The following is a 16,324-nucleotide window of genomic DNA, read 5'->3' as shown; positions in this document are numbered from 1 at the left end:
ATGAACCGGTTCCCTCTTTATCGCATCGGCGGCCCGCCCCGCCTGAGAATGATCGGCGCCGCCGCTACAGTCCGCTCGACAAGGCGATCGTTTGAAGCCGACATGGATCTGTTTGGCGCCCTTCCCGCCCTGACGGAACTGCCCCACCTGGCCGTCGCCTCCCTGGCCACAGCGCCTGCGATCGGCCTGGGAATCACCGCCGCCCAGCTCAATTCCGGCGCCATTGCGCCCGAGGCTGCCATCCTCATCGCCCTGCTGATCTGCCTGCTGGTTGATCTGGCCGGCGAGGAAGCGGCGATCCGCTGGGTGCCGCCGATCTGTTACGCCGGCCTGGGCACGGCTCTGGTGCTCCTGGCTCTGCAGTGGAACGCGCCGCTGGAGCCTTCGTTCCTTGGCTCGTTCCTGGCGGACGATCTGGCGGTGGCTTTCCGCGCCGTGGTGGCAGCCTCCACCTTGCTCTCGCTGATGATCAGCTGGCGCTACGTGGAGCGTTCTGGCAGCCCGGTTGGCGAATACGCCGCGATCCTGCTGGCGGCCACGCTCGGTGCCATGTTCCTGTGCGGCTCCACTGATCTGGTCAGCATCTTCGTGTCGCTGGAAACCCTTTCGGTGTCCAGCTATCTCCTGTCGGGCTACATGAAGCGGGATGCCCGCTCCGGCGAGGCAGCGCTCAAATATCTGCTGGTGGGTTCCGCCGCCGCTGCGGTCTTTCTCTACGGCGCCTCCCTCCTCTACGGCCTCACTGGCGGCTCCACCGGCCTTGACGCGGTCGGACTTGCCCTTCAGACCAGTGCCACGCCGGTCACGGCATTGGCCCTGGTGTTCGTGCTGGCCACCGTGGCCTTCAAGATCGCTGCGGTGCCCTTCCACCAGTGGACCCCGGACGTCTACGAGGGGTCGCCCACCCCGGTGGTGGCGTTCCTTTCCGTGGGCTCCAAGGCCGCCGGCTTCGCCCTGGCCCTGCGCTTGCTGGTGGGCTGCTTCGACACCTTCGACACGCAGTGGAAGCTGCTGTTCACCGTGCTGGCGGTGCTGAGCATGACCCTGGGCAACGTGGTGGCCCTGGCCCAGACCACCATGAAGCGGATGCTGGCCTACAGCTCGATCGGTCAGGCCGGCTTCGTGATGATCGGCCTGGTGTGCGGCACCGAAGACGGCTATGCCGCCATGGTGCTCTACATGGCGGCCTACCTGTTCATGAACCTGGGCGCCTTCGCCTGCATCATCCTGTTCTCGCTGCGCACCGGCAGCGACCGCATTTCCGATTACGCCGGCCTTTATCAGAAAGATCCACTGATCACGCTCGGTCTCAGTCTCTGCCTGCTGTCGCTGGGGGGAATCCCGCCGATGCTCGGCTTCTTCGGCAAGATCTATCTGTTCTTTGCCGGCTGGGCCGACCACCAGTATCTGCTGGTGGTGGTTGGCTTGATCACGTCGGTGGTGTCGATCTACTACTACATCTCGGTGATCAAGATGATGGTAGTGAAGGAGCCGCAGGAAGCCTCCGATGTGGTGAAGGCCTACCCGGCGATCACCTGGAATCTGGCTGGCATGGGCACCCTGCGCACCGCCCTGGTGGCCTGCGTGCTGATCACGGCGGTGGGCGGTGTGCTCTCCAATCCGCTATTCAGCTGGGCGAATGAGGCCGTCACCGGCACGCCGATGCTGCAGCAGTCGATTGCCTCTTCCGCCGCCCGTGAAGCCACCGCCATCGCCGTGGCCCCCGTTCCTCCCACGCCTGCCCTGCTGGGATGACGCTCACGGCCCCTTCGGAGCTCTTACGGCCCCGGGCCCATGAGCCCGTGGCCGTCCTTGATCGCGTAAGCAAGGTGTATGGCTCAGGCGACACCGAGGTGCGTGCCCTTGATGAACTCAGCCTCACGGTGATGGAGGGCGACTATCTCGCCGTGATGGGAGCTTCCGGTTCAGGCAAAAGCACGGCGATGAACATCATCGGCTGCCTTGATCGTCCCACGTTTGGCCATTACCGGCTCAGCGGATCGGCGGTGGAGGATCTCGACGACGACGAGCTGGCCGATCTTCGCAACCGCAAGCTGGGTTTCGTGTTCCAGCAGTTTCATCTGCTGGCCCACATGAGCGCAATCGACAACGTGATGTTGCCGATGATCTACGCCGGCATCCCCGCCGAGCAGCGCCGCCAGCTGGGCATTGAAGCCCTCGAACGTGTCGGGCTCGGCCATCGCCTGCAGAACAAACCGAACCAGCTCTCCGGTGGTCAGCAGCAACGTGTGGCGATCGCGCGGGCGATCATCAACCGGCCGGCCCTGCTGCTGGCCGACGAACCCACAGGGGCGCTGGATTCCCAGACCACCCAGGAGGTGCTGGAGATCTTTGATCAGCTGCACCAGGAAGGGATGACCGTGGTGATGGTCACCCATGAAGACGACGTGGCTGCGCGGGCCGATCGCATCGTGCACTTCCGCGATGGCCGCCTGGATGACGCCTTCGCCTAGCCCGGCCCTGCGGCGCTGGAAGCGGCTGGTGCACTGGGACGTTCGAGCGTTTCCAGCAACTGGCCCATCAGCAGGGCAATCGCATCGCTGCCGCCCAGCAGCTGACGGCCCGGGTCGAATTCTCCCGGCTCCACCGCCACCCAGCCGCCATTGGCCGGCTGGCGCAACTCGAAGTGAAGATGAGGGCCGGTGCTCAGCCCGGTGCTGCCGACCCGGCCGATCACTTCGCCCTGGGCCACCCACTCCCCTTCTTTGACGAACAGCTCGGAGAGGTGGCCGTAGAGGGTGCGGCGCAGGGGACGCTCATGCTCCACCTCCACCGCCAGGCCGTAGCCGCCGGCCAGGCCACTGCTCACCACTCGCCCGGCCAGGGCCGCCACCACTGGGGTGCCCTCCGGCGCCGCCAGATCCCGGCCCGCATGCATCAGCCAGCTACCGATCACCGGGTGCATCCGCCAGCCGAATTCGCTAGTGGTGACAGCCGAGCCGATCAGCGGAAACAGCAGGCTGCGGTTGCCGTTGCCCAGGAGCGGCGCAGGCCTGGGGGTGATGCGGAACACGCTGGCAAGGCTGAAGTTGCCCCCCTGGCCGGCCAGCAGTGCCGACACGGGCACGGTGATCGGAGGCAGCGGCATGGATCCGGGCCCGCCGCTGGCATAGGTGCCATCGGGGAGCAGGCCGCCGGAGCCGGTGACAGAATCACTTCCAGGCTAGCTCACCACCACGCCGCGGCATTCGGAGGGGGAGAGGGCGCCCTCGCTGCAAGCCTGGCGATGGGCCGGCATGTTTTCAGGTCGCACCACGGCGCCGAGGCGTGCCCGCCGCCGTTCGGCCGGTGTCACCACTCCCTCACGCTCGAAGCGATCCAGCACCTGGTCAAAGGAGAGGGCTGGGGTCTGGGAACGCTGCAGGCTGGGTCGTAGCGGCTGGGGGGAGGTGTCGCTGGAGCCTGCCTGGGGTACCAGGGGTGGGGCTGGCGGGGTGAGCGCCTGGGGCACCGCCGGCGGGGGGGGTGCGGGAAGGGGCGCAGCAGGAGCTGTGGGAGCTGGTGCGATGGCGGCTGGGGCACCGGCCGCGGCATCGCGCAGCTCGGCGAGGGCGAGCGGCGCTCCGATCACAGAGGCCAGTCCGATCGCGAGCACGGGCAGATGACGAAGGCGGTTCACACCAGGTGGCAAAATGCGAGTTCAGCTTAGGCAACCTGGGGCGACAGTTCTGCGAAGCGGCGGCGCACGATGGTGCACTCCGCGCCACGTCGCAGTTCCAGGCCGCCGTCGCGGGCCAGCCCGGCCACCATCCAGGTCTCTCCCTGCCACAGCAAGGGTTGACCGCGGCCATGCAGTCGCCTGTCGGCTTCTTGCCACACCCGCTCCGGTTCAACGGCCGCCGCCACGGCCCAGTCAAGCGCCAGCAGCACCCGGGCTGCCAGGCGGATGGCATCGGCTCCCTGCCGTCGAGCCTGGCCGCTGAGCGCCAGCGCCTGGCGCACGTTGATCGCCCCAGCCGGTACAGGGTTCTCCCCGTTGAGGCCGATGCCCACCCGGGCCGCCTGGATGCGGCCGCCGCGCAGGCGCAGCCGTGGCAGCAGTCCCGCCACCTTGCAGTTGTGCAGCAGCAGATCGTTCGGCCATTTCAGCGTGGGCGCCAGCCCTAGCGCCTCCAGCTGCAGCGCCAGACCCACGGCCGCCGCCATGGCGAGGGAAGCCCCCTGAGGCGGCCACGGCAGCGCCGCACTCAACCAGACCCCACCGTGGGGCGAGACCCATGGGCGACCCTGCTGGCCATGGCCGAAGCGCTGCCGCTGCGCCAGCAGTGCCAGTGGCCCGGAGCCCCACCCTGCCTTTCGTTGATCGAGCAGCCGTTCCGTGCTCCCGCATACCGGCACCATCGCCAGCCTCCAGGGCAGAGGTGGCGCGAGGTACCCCTCCCGCAGCTGCAGCTCGCGTCGGGCAGCGGCGATGCGGCCGATCATGGGCCGGTGCGGCCAGCCAGCGACCACCTCACCCGGAGAAGGAACGCAGCCAGTTCCCGATTCGCACCGCGCCGGCCTCCAGCTCCGCCGCCGGATGCACCAGCGCCAGCCGCACCCACCCCTCGCCGCCGTCGCCGAAGCCGTTGCCCGGGGTGAGCGCCACACCGCTGCCCTTCAGCAGGGCCGCGCAGAAGGCTTCCGAGCCCATGGCGCGGGCCACGGGCGGCAGCTCCAGCCAGAGGTAGAGGGCCATGGAGGGCCGCTGCACCGGCCAGCCCTGGGCCTCGAGCGCCCCCATCATGCGGTCGCGGCGCTCCCGGTAGGTGGCACGCAGTTGCTGCGGCCACTGCGGCGCCTGCTCCAGGGCGGCGATCGCCCCGGCCTGCAACGCCAGCGACTGGTTGAAGTCGACCACTCCTTTCACCTGGCGCAGGGCGGTGATCAAGGGGGCGGCACCGATCGCGAAGGCGAGCCGGAAGCCGCCCAGGCACCAGCTTTTGGAGAGCGAGAAGAATTCGATCCCGCACTGGCGCCAGTGCGGACTGCGCAGCAAGGCGGGCGCTTCGCCCTCTAAGGCCAGGTCCACGTAGGGGTTGTCGTGGGCGAACACGAAGCCGTGCTGCACGGCTCGTGCGGCCGCTTCCTCCAGCCAGGCCTGTTCGCCCGTGGTGGCGGTGGGGTTGTGCGGATAGCCAAGCACCATCAGCTTGAGCTGCTCCCACTGGCTGGAGGGCACCTGCTCGAACGGCGGCCGCCAGCCCTGCTCGGCCTGCAGGGGCAGCAGCAGGGAGCGCGCACCTGCCAGCTCGAGGCCGCCGCGGTGGGAGGGGTAGAAGGGATCCAGCAGCAGGGCGCGGTCGCCCGGGTCAAGCACGGCCAGGGGCAGGTGGGCGGTGCCTTCCTGCGAGCCCACCAGCAGCAGCACTTCGCTGTCAGGATCGACGGCCACATCGAAGCGGCGCCGGGCCCAGGCGGCAGCCGCCTCCCGGAACGGACGCGTGGAAGCGTGCAGGCAGTAAGAGGAGCTGCCCGGCTCGGTGAGTGCCGCCGCCATGGCCGCCAGCGCCTGCGGCGGCGGCGGCAGATCGGTGGAGCCGAGCGAGAGATCCAGCAGCGGCGCGGGGCTGCTGCTGGGATCGGCAGCGCTCAGGGCGCTGCAGTATTGCCGGTGGTCGGATTTGCGTTGATCGTTGCGGGCGAAGACTCCGCTGCCCAGGCGGGCGACCCGCTCAGAGATGGGCATCAAGGAAGGCGTTGAGCTGTGGACGGGCCATCGCCCCTTCATGGCGGGCCACTTCTTCGCCGCCCTTGAACAGGATCAGGGTGGGTAGCCCCTGGATCTTCAGGGCATCGCGCACGCTGGGGTTGCCATCGGCCTCCAGCTTGCCCACCTCCAGGCGCCCGGCGTAATCGCTGGCGGCCGCCTCCATCAGCGGCGCCATCAGGCGGCAGGGGCCACACCAACTGGCCCAGACGTCAACCAGTACCGCGCCGGGCCGCTCAAGCACGTCGGAGGCGAAGTTCGCGTCGGTGAACTGGGCAACGGCCACGGGAGGGAACGAGCAGGGATCGGGAGAGTCCAAGTCTAGGAATCCCCTGGCGGGGATCCTGCCGCACCGCCGGAGCTCAGAGCTTGTCGATTGAGCGCTTGAGCTCTTCGAGCTCGGCATCCACTTCCGCGGCCTTCACGGGTTCCAGCAGGGGGGTGGGACTGTCGGCGGCCAGCAGGGGGGTGGCGGCAGGGCCGCCTTCCAGCCGGTTCTTGAGAGCGGCCAGCTCGTCGTCCACCTCGCTGCCCTCCAGGGAGGCGAACTGGCTTTCCAGGTCGGCGCCGGCCAGCTCGGCCGCGGCCTGGCTGCGGGCCTCCTGCTGCAGCACCTTCTCCTCCATCTGCTCGAAGGCGGCCATGGCGGAGTTGGTGCCCAAGCCGCTGACGGCGCTCTGCAACTGCTCCTGGGCCTGCGCCGCCTGGGAGCGGGCCTTGAGCATGTCCTTCTTGGTCTTGGCCTCGGCGATCTTGCCTTCCAGTGCCAGCAGACTCTTCTTCAGCGCGTCGACCTGGCCTGCCTGGCTGGAGAGCTGGTTGTTGAGCGCGGTGGCGGTGTCCTGATAGGTCTTGCGGCGGCTGAGCGCTTCGCGCGCCAGATCCTCCTCGCCTTTCTTGAGCGCCAGCTCGGCCCGCTCGTACCAGGTTTTGCTCTGGGCTTCCGCCTGCTGCGCCTGATTCTGGATGCGCTTCTGGCTGGCGATCGCGGTGGCCACGGCCGTGCGCAGCTTCACCAGGTCGGACTGCATGTCCGCGACCGACTGATCCAGGATCTTGCCCGGATCCTCCGCCTTGCTGACCAGATCGTTGAGGTTGGCCCGCAGCAGGCGGCTGAGCCGATCGAAGAAGCCCATGGATCATGGAGGGGGCACGTCCGAGGGTAGCGGTGGCGGGCGGCCCTGGCTCCGCCGGTTGCCCGCACCTAACCTGGCCCCATGGCGATCGCCCCCCGCGACCAGACCCGTCGCTTCGGCTCCCTGCAGGTGCTGGTGGCGCCGCAGCGGCGGCCTGCCACCGCGGTGGGCACCTGTCTCACCGCCCTCTCTGCCCAGTGGCGCCGCAACGGCAGCCTGGCGGCGCTGTGGCAGGCCTGGCCGAAGGTGGCGGGTGCTCAGCTGGCGCCCCATTGCCGCCCCCTGTCGCTGCAGGCCGGGGTGCTGTGGGTGGGGGCGAACCACCCGCAGTGGCTGCAGGCGCTCCGCTTCAACCGCCATCAGCTGCTGGGAGCGCTGCGGGGCGCGGGCTTCCAGATCCGCGATCTGCGCTTTCAGCACCACCACCCAGCCGCCGCCGCCAGCGCTGGCAGCGAGAGTGAGGCAGAGGTCTGGGCTGCCCACCCCAGCCGCATCGATGTGCAAGGCCTCACCGATTGCCCCCGCTGCGGCGCACCCGCTCCAGCTGGTGAACTGAAGCGCTGGGGGCATTGCAGCTTCTGCGTGCGCCAGGACGGCGCTCAATAGCGCTCCGGCCTTGGATCCCGCCAGCTAGGACGGCCTGCCCCCCTGTTCACCAGCGCCGCGGCGGCGCTCTCCAACCGCGCGCGGTCCACGCGCCAGAGGCGGTAGATGCCGGCGCGATCAAGCTCTTCCCCCTGAACGGCGCGCCAGTAGGGCAGCTGGCTCGTGTTGTGATCGATCACCACGAGCACGGTGGGGGACTCGGCGCGGGTACTGGGCTGCTGCCCCTCGCGCTGCTCGTGGCGCAGGCGATCGCTGAGGTTCACCATGCCATCGACGGAAATCCCCTCGTAGATCACCACTCGACCGGTGTAGTAGTGCAGCGAAGGCTTGAGTACCCCCACCATCGCCAGGGCCTCGCTGGGGCGGATCTCCCGCTGCACGCTGGCGGCCATTTCTCGCACCGGTCGCTGCCGCACGCCATCACCGAGTTGCCATAGCGGCAGCAGGGCGAAGAGATGGAATGCCACCAAGGGAAGCTGCAGCCCCAGCAGCCAGCCGGGCACCACCCGCCACAGGCAGAGCAGGCCGACCAGGGCCGCCAGGGTCCAGAACAGGGCTGCCCTCTCGACGAACCCGCTGGCGGTGAGCTCCGCCGTCAGGGTGGGCATCTCTGGATCCTTGATCAGGGGTATCCAGGTGTTGGACACCCAAAGCGCCACCGCCACCGTGGTGGTGAGCAGCACGGTGGCGGCCTGGGCGAGCAGGAACCAGCGGCCGGCCCCAGCGCCACGCCCTTCGCCGTCCCGCCTGCCGCTTTCGCCGTCCTGGGCCGCCAGGGAGATCAGCAGGCCCGCCGCCGGGGTGGCAGGCAGCCAGTAGCTCGGCAGTTTTGTGGCTGCCATGGTGAAGAACACCAGCACAGCCAGCAACCACCAGGCGGCAAAGCTGCGCAAGGAGTGCTGGGGCGCCCTCGGGGTTCTGGCCAGGCCACGCTTCAGGCCGAGCAGCAGCAGCGGTGTGAATGGCAGGCTGGCGATCACCAGCACCGGCAGGAAAAACCACCAGGGCTGGAGGTGGTCGTTCACCACCGAACTGAAGCGCTGCAGGTTGTGGTAGCCGAAGAAGCTGTCCCAGAAGGGCTGCCCCTCCACCACCAGCATCGCGGCATACCAGGGCACGGCCACCAGCGCTGTGATCACCAGGCCGCGCCCGGCCTTCAGCCGTGCCCAGAGGGCCGGCAGACTGCCCTGATGCCACCCGAAGCCGACGAGGGTGAGGCCGGCGAGCACCACAGCCACCGGCCCCTTGGCCAGCACCGCCAGGCCCAGCACCAGCCAGCCTGGCCACCAGGGGCGGCCGGGGTCGGCCCAGGCCTGCCACAGCAGCAGCAGGCTGACGGCCAGACAGCCGCTGAGCAGGGCATCGCTGACGCCGATGCGCCCCCACAGCAGCACCAACGGAGAAAGCGCAAAGGCCAGGGCCGCCACCACGGCGCTGCGGGCAGGCCGCCGGGGCAGCCGTTCTCCCCCCGGGCCCAGGCTGGGCTGGGGCCAGCGCACCAGGGTGGCGCAGAGGGCCAGCATCACGCCGATGCTGGAGAGGGCTGACGGCAGGCCGGCGGCCCAGCTGCCGAGCGGGTCGAAGCGGGCGTGATCCGGCAGGGCGTACACCAGCCCCATCAGCCAATAGATCAACGGCGGCTTGTCGTAGCGGGGCAGTCCGTTCACCCGCGGGGTCAGCCAGTCGCCGGTCTCGGCCATCGCCCGGGCGGCGCCAGCGAACAGCGGTGGCGTTTCGTCCACCAGCCCAGCCTCGCCGAGTTGCAGAACGAAGATCCCCAGCCCGAGCACTGCCGTGACAAGGAGCGCAAGCCGCCAGCCCTTGCCTCGACGAACCGCGGCCGGCGGGTTGGCAGGGGGCACGAGCAGCGGAACGATCGTGGGAAACCTACGTCCCGGCGTCCGGCGTCCGGCCCGCCGTTTGACCTTGTAGTGAATGACCGGCGGGGGAGCCTGGCTCCAGACCGGCCAGCAGCCAGGCCTCCACGCGCCCTGCGAATGCCTCCCGCGAGGCATGGCGCTCCACCCAGTGCCTGCAGGCCAGCCGGTCGAGGCCTTCGGCGGCAAGCACGGCCGCCTGCATCGCCTCCAGGTCGTCGGGAGGAACGAGCAGGCCGTTGATGCCGGGCTCCACCAGCTCGCCGGGGCCGCCACGGCGGTAGGCCACTACAGGCACACCGCAGGCCATCGCCTCCACCACCACGTTGCCGAAGGCTTCGTTCCATTTCGGCGTGTTCAGGAACACGCGGCAGCCGCCGAGCTCCGCCTGCAGCTCCCCGGTGGGCAGAAAGCCGCGCCAGTGCACGGTGCCGGCCGGCACCGCCGCCTCCACCGCTTCCCGGTAGGCGGCGTCTTCCACCACCCCCCACACCAGCAAGCGCCGGCCCAGCCCGGCGGCCACCCGCGCCGCGTCGATCAACCCCTTCTCCGGAGCGATGCGACCGGCCCAGCCCAGGGGGGCTTCCGGGTCGGGCTCGGCGCGGAAGCGATAAGCCGTCAGATCGAAACCGTTGCCCAGCACCAGCGGCGGGCCGGGCAGGTCGAAATCCGCCGCCTGGGAGCGCGTGTGGAAGGCCAGCCGCCCCGGGCAGCGACGCGCCACATCGGCGATCACCGCATCCATCACCCGCGCCACCGAGCCCATGCTCACCAGATGGAACAGCGGCGTGGCGCAGTGGGGCGTGAGCCAGAGAGGCAGCCAGTCGTAGGCCAGGTTGAGCACCGCATCGAAGCTGCCCTGCTCCTGCAGCACCCGGTCCCACAGGGCCGGCAGCAGGCCGTCGGCAGGGATCTGCACGGCACTGTCGTGGCTCTGGTGCTGCCAGCTGGGCTGGTCGTGGCCGGGGCAGGTCCACAGCTGCACCACCCCGCTGCCGGGGGGCAGCCGGGAACCTTCACCGGCTAGCACCGTGAGCCGGTGGCCGCGCCCGCCCAGTCCTGCCACCAGCGCCGCCAGGGTGAGCTCCACGCCCCCACCCCGGCCACTGCCGAGCGTGCCCACCGGCGTGCTCACCAGCAACAGCCGCAAACCCGTGCTCATGGGGCCGGCTCCGGTGTGGCGCTGGCGGGCACCCACAGTTGGCGGCGCCGGTTGATCAGCAGCACCGACACCATCGCCAGGGCGGCCCCCAGCCACTGCAGCGGGCGCAGGTGCTCATCCAGCAGCAGCAGACCGCAGAGCAGGGCGAACACCGGGGTGAGGAAGGTGAGGGCCGAAAAGCCGGTGAGATCGCCGCTGCTGGCGAACCAGAAAAACAGGCCGTAGGCCAGGGCGCTGCCCAGGAGGCTGGCGTAGGCCATCCAGCCCCATTCCTGCAGGGTCCAGGTCGGCCAGAAGGGCGGCAGCGCCGGATCGAGGGCGGGCCCCAGTGCAGCACCGATCAGCAGCGGCACCCCGCCGATCACCATGTGCCAGCCGGTGATGGCCACCGGATCGCTGCGCCGCATCGCAAAGCGGCAGAGCACCGTGCCCACCGCCATAGCCACGGCGGCGCCCAGCATCCAGAGCTCGCCGTGGCTCCAGGCCCGCACCCCGAAGCTGATGGGACCCTCCAGCCACCAGTGCTGGAGCAGCGGCGCCGGCAAGCCCAGGCAGAGGATGCCGGCCAGCCCCAGCAACAGGCCGAGCCAGCCCACCGGGTTGATCGCTTCGCCGAACAGGGCACGGGCCAGCAGCGCCACCAGCAGCGGCTGCGAATCGATCAGCACCGAGCCCAGCCCGGCGCCGGTTCCCTCCAGCCCGCGCGCCAGCAGTCCCTGAAACAGCGTGCCGTCCACAAGCGCGAAGGCCAGCAGCCAGAGCCGGTCGGCGGGATCCACCCCGAGCGGGCGCCGCAGCGCTACGGCGGCCAGCAGCACGGCCACGCCGGCGGGCAGCAGACGCATCCAGGCCAGCGTGAGCGGCCCGCTGTGGGCGAGCAGCGGCTTCATCGCCGCCATCGCCGTTCCCCACAGCGCGAAGGGAAGCAGCATCGGCAGCCAACGGAAAACGGGAGTCATCGGAGCGGCCGCCAACAACCTTTTTAAGATCCAGCCACTACGTGCCGCAGCGCATGCCCTGGCCCTGGCGCCGAAAGTCCCGCAAAACCCTGGCCCGCGTCGTGATCGAGGGACCGATCGCCGGGGGCACGCGCGAGCGGGTGCTCAAGGCGTTGCGCCAGGTGGAGGAACGGGAATGCCCGGCCCTGCTGCTGCGCATCGACACCCCTGGTGGCACCGTTGGCGACAGCCAGGAGATCCACGCCGCCCTGCTCCGCCTGCGGGACAAGGGTTGCCGAGTGGTGGCCAGCTTCGGCAATATCTCCGCTTCCGGCGGGGTGTACGTGGGGGTGGCGGCGGAGCGCATTGTGTCCAATCCGGGCACGATCACTGGCTCGATCGGCGTGATCCTGCGGGGCAACAACCTTTCCCGCCTGCTTGAGCGGGTGGGCATCAGCTTCGAGACGGTCAAGAGCGGCCCCTACAAGGACATCCTTTCCCCCGACCGCGCCCTCACCACCGAGGAGCGCAGCCTGCTGCAGGGCTTGATTGATTCCAGCTACGACCAGTTCGTGGCGGCGGTCGCCACCGGTCGGTGCCTCAGTGAGGAAGTGGTGCGTGGCTTCGCCGATGGGCGGGTGTTCACGGGCGCTCAGGCGCTTGAGCTGGGCCTGGTGGATGAACTGGGCGACGAGGACACCGCCCGCCGGCTGGCGGCCCGGTTGGCAGGCCTCGATGAACAGGAGGTGCGTCCCACTACCTTCGGCAAGCCCGCCAAGCGGGTGCTGTCGTTCCTGCCAGGCCGCAACCTCTTCGCCGGCCTCCACCAGGCGCTCAGCCTGGAACTGGCCTGGAGCGGCCAGCCGCTCTGGCTCTGGCGGCCATGAACCAGCCACTTGCGCTGCGGGCGCTGCGGGCCGCAATCACCGTCGAGGCCAACACCAGCGCGGCCATCGCCGAGGCAGTGGCCGAGCTGCTCGACGCCCTGATTGCCCGCAATGGCCTGGAGGGCCCGCAGGTGCTCTCGGTCACCTTCTCGGTCACCCCCGACCTGAACGCCTGCTTCCCTGCGGCGATCGCCCGCCGCTACCCCGGCTGGGACGCGGTGGCTTTGCTGGACTGCCAGCAGATGGCGGTGACCGGCGACCTTCCTCGCTGCATCCGGCTGCTGGCCCACGCCTGGATGGAGGCCTCCCGCCCTCCGGCCCATCCGTACCTGCGCGAGGCAGCCCGGTTGCGTCCGGACAGATCCGGTCATAACTGACAGCTCGGCCGCTGCACCCGCCTGGGCTGAACCGCCGGAACAGGGGAGGGAGAATGCACCCACAGCCTTTCGGCCCCCACCCCCGTCCCAATGACCCTTCCGTTGCTCGGCCCGCTCCGCTCCCGTCCGGCGCGTCCGGTGAGCCCGTTGCGGCGGCGATTCTCCCGGGCCGGCGCTGCGCTGGCTCTAGCCCTGGCCGGCACGGCCCTGGCGGCCACCATCGGCGATGTGCCCGCAGCCCGCTCCCAGGGCACGCCGGGCCTGCTGGAATTCCGCTGGGACAACAACCGGGATTACCGCAAGCTCTACTTCTTCATGACCGAGACGGCACGGCTGAAGCGCTCGGAGTATTACCTGATCCTGAGGCCCAAAGACCGCAACACGGCCATTCTCAAGCTCACCGTGGCCGTGCCTGCCACCTTCGACACCAAGATCAATCCCAAGGACCTCAAGCTCTGCGTGATGCAGGAAGGCGGTGTGATGTCGCGCACCCGCTGCAAGGAGCAGATCCCCGCCACCATCGAGGTGAACGCCAATGGCAAGGCGATCGAGATCTTCCCTGACCGCCCCATCCCCGACGACATCACCATCGGGGTGTACATGAACCTGTTCAATCCCTTCAACACGGGCATGTATCAGTTCAATGCCCTGGCACAGGCGCCAGGGGATGTGCCATTTGCCGGCTACCTGGGCAGCTGGCTGATCCAGATCGACCCCACCAACAACTGAGCCCGGGCCCACGGGCACCTGCCTGATAAGTTGGCCAATCGACCACAAGCAAGACCCAGAGCGGCACCATGACGAAGCGCACCCTCGAAGGAACCAGCCGCAAACGCAAGCGCGTCTCCGGATTCCGGGTGCGCATGCGCTCCCACACCGGCCGCCGCGTGATCCGCACCCGCCGCCGCCGCGGCCGCGCCCGCCTGGCCGTCTGATCCGATTCCCTTCGCCAGGCCGTTCAGGCCCTTCTCCATGGCCTTGCCCGCCGCGCTGAGGCTGCGGAGCCGCCGGGCCTTCGACCGCCTCTACCGCAGCGGCCGCAGGGTGCATGGATCGCTCCTGGTGTTGCGCGTCACTGAGGCGGACCCCGCCCTGTTGCGCACCGGTGGCCCACACCCGCCCAGCCGCTGGCGTTGTGCCGTGGTGGTGAGCAGCAAGGTCAGCAAGCTGGCGGTGCGGCGCAATCAGCTGCGGCGCCAGCTTCACACCTGGCTCCACCAGCGCTGTGCCGGCCCCCAGCCCTCCGGCCGTGCCCTCTGGCTGCTGCTCAGCCTCAAGCCGGGCAGTGCGGACGCGGACACCGAGGCCTTGCTGGGAGAATGTGCGGAGCTGTTTCGCAAGGCAGGTCTGAGCCCATGAGCGGTACCCCGGCCGATGGTCTCCCCGTGATCCCCACCATTCCCGAACCCGTCTTTTATGAGGGTGGTCCGGCCAAGGGCGATCTGATCTTCAACCTCCTGCTCGGTCTCACCTTGATCGGTATCCCCTTCGCCGTGGGGGCCATCGTGCGTGCGCTCTGGCTGCGCTTCCGCATCACCAGCCGGCGCATCTCCGTGAGCGGTGGCTGGCTGGGCCGCGACCGCAGCCAGGTGGTGTACAGCCAGATCCGCGAGCTGCGCTCGGTGCCCCGCGGCTTCGGCGCCTGGGGCGACATGGTGCTGGTGCTCAACGATGGCGCCAAGCTTGAAATGCGCTCCGTGCCCCGCTTCCGCGAAACAGAGGCCTACATCCTCGAGCGCATGGCAGCCAAGACCAGCGCCGCAGCAGGAACGAAGGGATTCGGCGATGCCCAGCTGGCCACGGCCTGACGCCCCCCACTCCCTCCCGGTGCGCTCGCACCGCCCCATTGGTCGGGCACACTGGGCCGATCAGATCCTTCCCCCCGTCCCCACCCCGCTGTGATCGGCTACATCTCCGACAACCTGCTGCTCCCCATCCTCGATTTCTTCTACGGATTGGTGCCGAGCTACGGGCTGGCCATCATCGCGCTCACCGTGGTGATCCGGCTGGCGCTCTTCCCGCTGAGCGCCGGTTCCATCCGCAGTGCCCGCCGCATGCGCATCGCCCAGCCGGTGATGCAGAAGCGTCAGGCGGAGATCAAATCGCGCTACGCCAGCAACCCCCAGAAGCAGCAGGAAGAGCTGGGCAAGTTGATGAAGGAGTTCGGCAGCCCGCTGGCTGGCTGCCTGCCGCTGGTGGTTCAGATGCCGATCCTGTTCGCCCTGTTCGCCACCCTGCGGGGGTCCCCCTTCGCCGATGTGCCCTACACCCTGAACCTCAAGGTGCTCCCCGCCGACCAGATCGCTGCGGTGGAAGCGAAGCCGTTCAACAGCGCCAGCCATTCGATCTTCATCACCGAAACCAGCCACGTGCCAGTGGTTGCCAGCCTTGAGCAAGGCACCAAGCTCGGCGTCGGCGACACGGCCCAGATCGAGCTGCACACCCGTGACGGCAAGCCGTTCACCTCCGTCCTCGCCGATGTGGAGAACGGTTCGGCCTTCCTGCCCACCTGGTCGGTGACCAAAGGCGATGGCGTGGTGGCGGTGAGCGACGACGGCAGGATCACGGCCATCGGCACCGGTGACGCCACGGTGGAGGCCAAGGTGCCCGGCCTGGCAGCCCGCAGCGGCTTCCTGTTCATCAAGGCGCTCGGTCAGGTGGGCTTCTACACCGATGGGGCGATCAACTGGGACATCGCCATCCTGGTGGGAGCTTTCGGCGCCAGCCTGTTCGTCTCCCAGATCCTCTCGGGCATGGGCATGCCGCCGAACCCGCAGCAGTCCACCGCCAACAAGATCACGCCCGTGATGATCACCGGCATGTTCCTGTTCTTCCCGTTGCCCGCCGGCGTCCTGCTTTACATGGTGGTGGCGAACATCTTCCAGGGCCTGCAGACCTTCCTGCTCACCCGCGAAGCCCTTCCGGACAACCTCCAGGAGATTCTTGACCAGCAGCTTGCTCAGCAGACCGTGTCGGTGGCCTCCAGCGGCGCCGCCTCCCTCGACCGGCTGCCGTTTGAGCCCAAGAGCAAGAAGTGACGCAGCGCGGCCCCTCCCACCCTCCGCAGGCGGTGCCGCTGCAGCCGATCCCCCTGCAGCAGCTGCGGCTGATGCCCCAGGGGTGTCACTGGGAGGTCGACCAGCATCTGCCGGCCCTCACCACCCTCACGCCGGTGCGGGGCACGATCACTGCCCTGCATGGCGGCAGCGTGCTGGAGGTGAGCGGTGCGGCTCACACGATCATCACCCTCTGCTGCGACCGCTGCCTGCGCCACTACAACCAGCCGATCGCCTTCAAGGAGCGTGAACCGCTCTGGATCGGCGAGGCTGAACCGAGCGAGCCAGATGACGACCCGCTCGATGGCCCCTGCGAGCGCCTCGATCCCCAGGGCAGTTTCGATCCCGCCCATTGGCTGTTCGAGCAGCTCAGCCTGCAATGGCCCCTGCGCAACCATTGCGGCCCCGACTGCCCCGGGCCTGCCAGCTGGGGCACCCACGACGCGGCCCCGATCCCCGATCCCGCTTCCCAGGATGGTGCTGGGATCGACCCGCGCTGGGCGCGGTTGCGTGAGCTCCGCTGATCCGCTCCCATGCCCCACGTCGCCGCTCCCTTCCCGTTCAGCGCCCCTGAA

Annotated in this window: 20 protein-coding genes; 11 read left to right on the top strand and 9 right to left on the bottom strand. The window is 69.1% G+C overall.

Features of this window, described 5'->3' with window-relative positions; all coding sequences use genetic code 11:
- Window positions 1–1,755 (top strand): NAD(P)H-quinone oxidoreductase subunit N, encoded by a 1,755-nt coding sequence (locus tag ACWJI3_RS08180; protein ID WP_399221197.1) that lies wholly within the window; start codon window positions 1–3, stop codon window positions 1,753–1,755.
- Window positions 1,752–2,474 carry an ABC transporter ATP-binding protein gene (locus tag ACWJI3_RS08175; RefSeq protein WP_480203422.1) on the top strand — a complete coding sequence of 241 codons (723 nt, stop codon included), beginning with the start codon at window positions 1,752–1,754 and terminating at the stop codon, window positions 2,472–2,474. Before ACWJI3_RS08180 ends, ACWJI3_RS08175 begins: the two co-directional genes overlap by 4 nt.
- Here the strand turns inward: ACWJI3_RS08175 and ACWJI3_RS08170 are convergent.
- The 6 genes from ACWJI3_RS08170 to ACWJI3_RS08145 all read right to left on the bottom strand — a co-directional run bounded on the left by ACWJI3_RS08170 (window position 2,471) and on the right by ACWJI3_RS08145 (window position 6,846).
- Window positions 2,471–3,109, bottom strand: coding sequence for a M23 family metallopeptidase (locus ACWJI3_RS08170; RefSeq protein WP_480203421.1), 639 nt, complete (start codon window positions 3,107–3,109; stop codon window positions 2,471–2,473). The genes ACWJI3_RS08175 and ACWJI3_RS08170 overlap by 4 nt on opposite strands.
- Window positions 3,110–3,184: 75 nt before the next feature.
- Entirely contained in the window at window positions 3,185–3,640 is a 456-nt protein-coding gene (locus tag ACWJI3_RS08165; RefSeq protein ID WP_480203420.1) for a hypothetical protein, read from the bottom strand.
- 26 nt (window positions 3,641–3,666) lie between these two features.
- Entirely contained in the window at window positions 3,667–4,446 is a 780-nt protein-coding gene (locus tag ACWJI3_RS08160; RefSeq protein ID WP_094510454.1) for a biotin--[acetyl-CoA-carboxylase] ligase, read from the bottom strand.
- Window positions 4,447–4,474: 28 nt separating this feature from the next.
- Complete coding sequence (locus ACWJI3_RS08155; protein ID WP_480203419.1) at window positions 4,475–5,689, bottom strand: aminotransferase class I/II-fold pyridoxal phosphate-dependent enzyme; 1,215 nt, start codon at window positions 5,687–5,689, stop codon at window positions 4,475–4,477.
- On the bottom strand, window positions 5,676–6,029 hold the full coding sequence (gene trxA / locus ACWJI3_RS08150; protein ID WP_233132710.1) for a thioredoxin: 354 nt from the start codon (window positions 6,027–6,029) through the stop codon (window positions 5,676–5,678). Before trxA ends, ACWJI3_RS08155 begins: the two co-directional genes overlap by 14 nt.
- Before the next feature lie 43 nt (window positions 6,030–6,072).
- Window positions 6,073–6,846: a PspA/IM30 family protein gene (locus ACWJI3_RS08145; protein WP_094510320.1), complete on the bottom strand. Its 774-nt coding sequence runs from the start codon at window positions 6,844–6,846 to the stop codon at window positions 6,073–6,075.
- An 81-nt stretch (window positions 6,847–6,927) separates the two neighbouring features.
- Between ACWJI3_RS08145 and ACWJI3_RS08140 the strand changes: the two genes are divergently transcribed.
- Window positions 6,928–7,452: a DciA family protein gene (locus tag ACWJI3_RS08140; protein WP_094510321.1), complete on the top strand. Its 525-nt coding sequence runs from the start codon at window positions 6,928–6,930 to the stop codon at window positions 7,450–7,452.
- Here the strand turns inward: ACWJI3_RS08140 and ACWJI3_RS08135 are convergent.
- From ACWJI3_RS08135 to ACWJI3_RS08125, 3 genes are read right to left on the bottom strand one after another with little or no spacing between them, the layout of a single operon-like run.
- Window positions 7,446–9,314 carry an ArnT family glycosyltransferase gene (locus tag ACWJI3_RS08135; RefSeq protein ID WP_480203418.1) on the bottom strand — a complete coding sequence of 623 codons (1,869 nt, stop codon included), beginning with the start codon at window positions 9,312–9,314 and terminating at the stop codon, window positions 7,446–7,448. The genes ACWJI3_RS08140 and ACWJI3_RS08135 overlap by 7 nt on opposite strands.
- Window positions 9,315–9,339: 25 nt before the next feature.
- Window positions 9,340–10,491, bottom strand: a complete 1,152-nt coding sequence (locus tag ACWJI3_RS08130; protein ID WP_255099764.1) for a glycosyltransferase — start codon at window positions 10,489–10,491, stop codon at window positions 9,340–9,342.
- Window positions 10,488–11,450 carry a DMT family transporter gene (locus tag ACWJI3_RS08125; protein ID WP_094510322.1) on the bottom strand — a complete coding sequence of 321 codons (963 nt, stop codon included), beginning with the start codon at window positions 11,448–11,450 and terminating at the stop codon, window positions 10,488–10,490. Before ACWJI3_RS08125 ends, ACWJI3_RS08130 begins: the two co-directional genes overlap by 4 nt.
- A 53-nt stretch (window positions 11,451–11,503) precedes the next feature.
- On the opposite strand from ACWJI3_RS08125, the gene sppA reads away from it, so the two are divergent.
- The 8 genes from sppA (at window position 11,504) to ACWJI3_RS08085 (ending at window position 16,273) form a co-directional block, all read left to right on the top strand.
- Window positions 11,504–12,316: a signal peptide peptidase SppA gene (sppA, locus tag ACWJI3_RS08120; RefSeq protein ID WP_094510323.1), complete on the top strand. Its 813-nt coding sequence runs from the start codon at window positions 11,504–11,506 to the stop codon at window positions 12,314–12,316.
- Window positions 12,313–12,693, top strand: coding sequence for a chorismate mutase (aroH, locus tag ACWJI3_RS08115; protein ID WP_094510324.1), 381 nt, complete (start codon window positions 12,313–12,315; stop codon window positions 12,691–12,693). Before sppA ends, aroH begins: the two co-directional genes overlap by 4 nt.
- A gap of 90 nt (window positions 12,694–12,783) precedes the next feature.
- Window positions 12,784–13,422 carry a DUF2808 domain-containing protein gene (locus ACWJI3_RS08110; RefSeq protein WP_315855840.1) on the top strand — a complete coding sequence of 213 codons (639 nt, stop codon included), beginning with the start codon at window positions 12,784–12,786 and terminating at the stop codon, window positions 13,420–13,422.
- A 68-nt stretch (window positions 13,423–13,490) separates the two neighbouring features.
- Entirely contained in the window at window positions 13,491–13,628 is a 138-nt protein-coding gene (gene rpmH, locus ACWJI3_RS08105) for a 50S ribosomal protein L34 (protein WP_006170261.1), read from the top strand.
- Window positions 13,629–13,665: 37 nt separating this feature from the next.
- Window positions 13,666–14,052, top strand: coding sequence for a ribonuclease P protein component (rnpA, locus tag ACWJI3_RS08100; protein ID WP_255140603.1), 387 nt, complete (start codon window positions 13,666–13,668; stop codon window positions 14,050–14,052).
- Window positions 14,049–14,501, top strand: a complete 453-nt coding sequence (locus tag ACWJI3_RS08095; protein WP_094510327.1) for a PH domain-containing protein — start codon at window positions 14,049–14,051, stop codon at window positions 14,499–14,501. The genes rnpA and ACWJI3_RS08095 overlap by 4 nt, the downstream gene beginning before the upstream one ends.
- Before the next feature lie 90 nt (window positions 14,502–14,591).
- Window positions 14,592–15,731, top strand: a complete 1,140-nt coding sequence (gene yidC, locus ACWJI3_RS08090; RefSeq protein ID WP_255099761.1) for a membrane protein insertase YidC — start codon at window positions 14,592–14,594, stop codon at window positions 15,729–15,731.
- Window positions 15,728–16,273: a YceD family protein gene (locus tag ACWJI3_RS08085; RefSeq protein WP_480203417.1), complete on the top strand. Its 546-nt coding sequence runs from the start codon at window positions 15,728–15,730 to the stop codon at window positions 16,271–16,273. Before yidC ends, ACWJI3_RS08085 begins: the two co-directional genes overlap by 4 nt.
- Window positions 16,274–16,324: the final 51 nt, after the last annotated feature.

Source organism: Marcopretia estuarina LEGE 06307, from assembly GCF_056633115.1.
Note: the sequence above shows the minus strand (reverse complement) of the source record. Positions and strands in the feature narration are given on the sequence as shown.

Excerpts from the sequence above, each read along its gene's own strand:
- ACWJI3_RS08110 (WP_315855840.1), top strand. The coding sequence starts at position 12,784 with ATGACCCTTCCGTTGCTCGGCCCGCTCCGCTCCCGTCCGGCGCGTCCG.
- ACWJI3_RS08180 (WP_399221197.1), top strand. The coding sequence starts at position 1 with ATGAACCGGTTCCCTCTTTATCGCATCGGCGGCCCGCCCCGCCTGAGA.
- ACWJI3_RS08130 (WP_255099764.1), bottom strand. The coding sequence starts at position 10,491 with ATGAGCACGGGTTTGCGGCTGTTGCTGGTGAGCACGCCGGTGGGCACG.
- ACWJI3_RS08155 (WP_480203419.1), bottom strand. The coding sequence starts at position 5,689 with ATGCCCATCTCTGAGCGGGTCGCCCGCCTGGGCAGCGGAGTCTTCGCC.
- ACWJI3_RS08160 (WP_094510454.1), bottom strand. The coding sequence starts at position 4,446 with ATGATCGGCCGCATCGCCGCTGCCCGACGCGAGCTGCAGCTGCGGGAG.
- ACWJI3_RS08095 (WP_094510327.1), top strand. The coding sequence starts at position 14,049 with ATGAGCGGTACCCCGGCCGATGGTCTCCCCGTGATCCCCACCATTCCC.
- ACWJI3_RS08170 (WP_480203421.1), bottom strand. The coding sequence starts at position 3,109 with ATGCCGCTGCCTCCGATCACCGTGCCCGTGTCGGCACTGCTGGCCGGC.
- ACWJI3_RS08140 (WP_094510321.1), top strand. The coding sequence starts at position 6,928 with ATGGCGATCGCCCCCCGCGACCAGACCCGTCGCTTCGGCTCCCTGCAG.
- rpmH (WP_006170261.1), top strand. The coding sequence starts at position 13,491 with ATGACGAAGCGCACCCTCGAAGGAACCAGCCGCAAACGCAAGCGCGTC.
- sppA (WP_094510323.1), top strand. The coding sequence starts at position 11,504 with ATGCCCTGGCCCTGGCGCCGAAAGTCCCGCAAAACCCTGGCCCGCGTC.
- aroH (WP_094510324.1), top strand. The coding sequence starts at position 12,313 with ATGAACCAGCCACTTGCGCTGCGGGCGCTGCGGGCCGCAATCACCGTC.
- ACWJI3_RS08145 (WP_094510320.1), bottom strand. The coding sequence starts at position 6,846 with ATGGGCTTCTTCGATCGGCTCAGCCGCCTGCTGCGGGCCAACCTCAAC.
- rnpA (WP_255140603.1), top strand. The coding sequence starts at position 13,666 with ATGGCCTTGCCCGCCGCGCTGAGGCTGCGGAGCCGCCGGGCCTTCGAC.
- ACWJI3_RS08125 (WP_094510322.1), bottom strand. The coding sequence starts at position 11,450 with ATGACTCCCGTTTTCCGTTGGCTGCCGATGCTGCTTCCCTTCGCGCTG.
- ACWJI3_RS08175 (WP_480203422.1), top strand. The coding sequence starts at position 1,752 with ATGACGCTCACGGCCCCTTCGGAGCTCTTACGGCCCCGGGCCCATGAG.